General features: G+C 72.9%; 2 protein-coding genes. Both read left to right on the top strand.

The annotated features are described in order from the left end of the window. Window positions 1-170 precede the first annotated feature (170 nt). On the top strand, window positions 171-1,421 hold the full coding sequence (gene purT, locus HMPREF3086_RS01235; protein ID WP_070719761.1) for a formate-dependent phosphoribosylglycinamide formyltransferase: 1,251 nt from the start codon (window positions 171-173) through the stop codon (window positions 1,419-1,421). 41 nt (window positions 1,422-1,462) lie between these two features. Beyond that, window positions 1,463-2,029, top strand: coding sequence for a DUF1648 domain-containing protein (locus HMPREF3086_RS01230; RefSeq protein WP_070719760.1), 567 nt, complete (start codon window positions 1,463-1,465; stop codon window positions 2,027-2,029). Window positions 2,030-2,246: the final 217 nt, after the last annotated feature.

Here is a 2,246-nt window from a genome sequence, read left to right as displayed (position 1 = left end):
TGGCAGCGGCGGGGATGACACCGGCGAGCTCCCGCCGCTCGAGCCGGTGGAGTGATCTCGGCTCAGCTCACCGCGTACCAGCCCGGTCTCCGGCGCCACACGGTGCCGGGGCCCGTGCGTTCGTTCGGCCGGGACAGGATCGGCACCGCAGGCCTACTAGCCTGTGTGCCATGACCGCCGCTCACGATCCCCTCGCCCCGCCCGCCGTGGACCGCTTCGGCACGCCGGGCACGCCGACCGCGACCCGCGTGATGCTGCTCGGCTCGGGGGAGTTGGGCAAGGAGGTGACGATCGCGCTGCAGCGGCTGGGTGTGGAGGTCGTCGCGGTCGACCGCTACGACGGCGCACCCGCCCATCAGGTCGCTCACCGGGCCCACACCATCGACATGACCGACGCCGACGAGGTGCGCCGTGTCGTGGAACTCGAGCGGCCCGAGGTGATTCTGCCGGAGATCGAGGCCATCGCCACCGCCGCGCTCGCGCAGATCGAGCAGGACGGGCTGGCCCGGGTCGTGCCCACCGCGCGCGCGGTGCGGCTGACCATGGACCGGGAGGGCATCCGCCGCCTCGCGGCCGAGGAGCTGGGCCTGCCCACGAGCCGCTACGCGTTCGCCTCCTCCCTCGAAGAGCTTCGGGACGCGTGCGAGGCCATCGGGTTCCCGTGCCTGGTCAAGCCCACCATGTCGTCGTCGGGTAAAGGCCAGTCCACCCTGCACGGTCCCGAGGACATCGAGGGTGCGTGGCAGTACGCGCAGTCGGGTGCCCGCGTCGCGGGGGCGCGCGTGATCGTGGAGTCGTTCGTGGACTTCGAGTACGAGATCACCCTGCTCACCGTCCGCAGTGTGGACCCGGAGACGGGCCGGATCCGCACCGACTTCTGCGAGCCGATCGGCCACCGCCAGGAGCGCGGCGACTACGTGGAGTCGTGGCAGCCGCAGGCCATGACCCAGGACGCGTACGATTCCGCACGGTCGGTGGCCGCGCGGATCACCGGCGCGCTCGGCGGCGTCGGGGTGTTCGGCGTGGAGTTGTTCGTCAACGGCGTCGACGTCTACTTCTCCGAGGTGAGCCCCCGCCCCCATGACACCGGCCTGGTGACGCTGCGCAGTCAGGTCCTCAGCGAGTTCGAGATGCACGCGCGCGCCGTGCTCGGCCTGCCGGTGGTCACGACGATGGCCAGCCCGGGCGCGTCGGCGGTCATCTACGGCGGCCCGGGGATCGGCGAGGGGAGTGTGGACGCGGTCGGTTTCGAGGGCGTGGCGCGGGCGCTGGCCGTGCCGGAGGTCGACGTGCGGTTGTTCGGCAAGCCGTCGGCCAGTGAGTTCCGCCGGATGGGTGTGGCGGTGGCGACCGCGGAGGACGTGGACGGCGCCCGCCAGCGGGCGCGCGAGGCCGCGTCGCGCGTGACGGTGGTGAGGTAGGTGCCGCCGGTCACCGCGAGTAGGTGGGAGGGCTCCGCTCGATGACGACGACGAGGTCCGCCGCTGACGACGCACGCGATCTGCCGCCCGAGCCGACGGCTCCGTGGATTCTCGTGCTGGCCGGGGGTGTGGTCCTGCTGTGGCTGGGCGTGCTGGCCTGGCAGGTGGCCGTCCTGCCCGAGCGGGTGCCGACGCACTTCGGCGCCGACGGGCGGGCCGACGGCTGGTCCAGTCGGACCGGGGCGCTCGCGTTCTCCGCGCTGATCCCGCTGCTCGTGGTGCTGCCGATGCCGCTGCTGTCCCGGCTGGCGTTGTGGGCCCCGGGCCAGATCAACGCGCCCAACAAGGAGTGGTGGACGGCCACCGGTCCGAGGCTGCGGCGGTTCGAGCGGTTGATGCGCGAGGACCTGTGGCTGATCACGACGGTCACGCTGCTCCTGCTGGTGGCCGGGCAGGTGGGCATCGTGCTCGCCGCAAGGTCGGGGGGCGACGCGATGCCGACATGGATCCTCCCGGTCGCGCTGGTGGTCTTCCTCGTGGCGATCGGGGCGGTGATGGCCCGGATGTTCATCGGCGGCCGGTACGCCGCGCAGCCCGATCTCGAGTGAGTGATGCCCCTGTGGATGGTCGTCGACCCCGTCCACAGGCACCTGGCGGCGAGGGCTTCGTGTCGGTGCCGACCCCTAGCGTGACCTGACGAGCGGCGCGGAGTGCCGGGCCGGAGGGGAGCGGGGTCGATGGCAGGGCAGGACGGGGGAACAGGCGCGGTGGCCGTGGGGGATGCGGCGGCCGCGGCGGTGGTGGCGGGCACGACGGCCGCGGCGG

Source organism: Dietzia sp. HMSC21D01, from assembly GCF_001815995.1.
Taxonomy (GTDB): Bacteria; Actinomycetota; Actinomycetes; order Mycobacteriales; family Mycobacteriaceae; genus Dietzia; species Dietzia cinnamea.
The sequence above is the reverse complement of the archived record's forward strand: the minus strand, read 5'-3'. Positions and strand labels throughout refer to the sequence as shown.

Coding starts and splice junctions, on each gene's coding strand:
- purT (WP_070719761.1), top strand. CDS start 171: ATGACCGCCGCTCACGATCCCCTCGCCCCGCCCGCCGTGGACCGCTTC.
- HMPREF3086_RS01230 (WP_070719760.1), top strand. CDS start 1,463: ATGACGACGACGAGGTCCGCCGCTGACGACGCACGCGATCTGCCGCCC.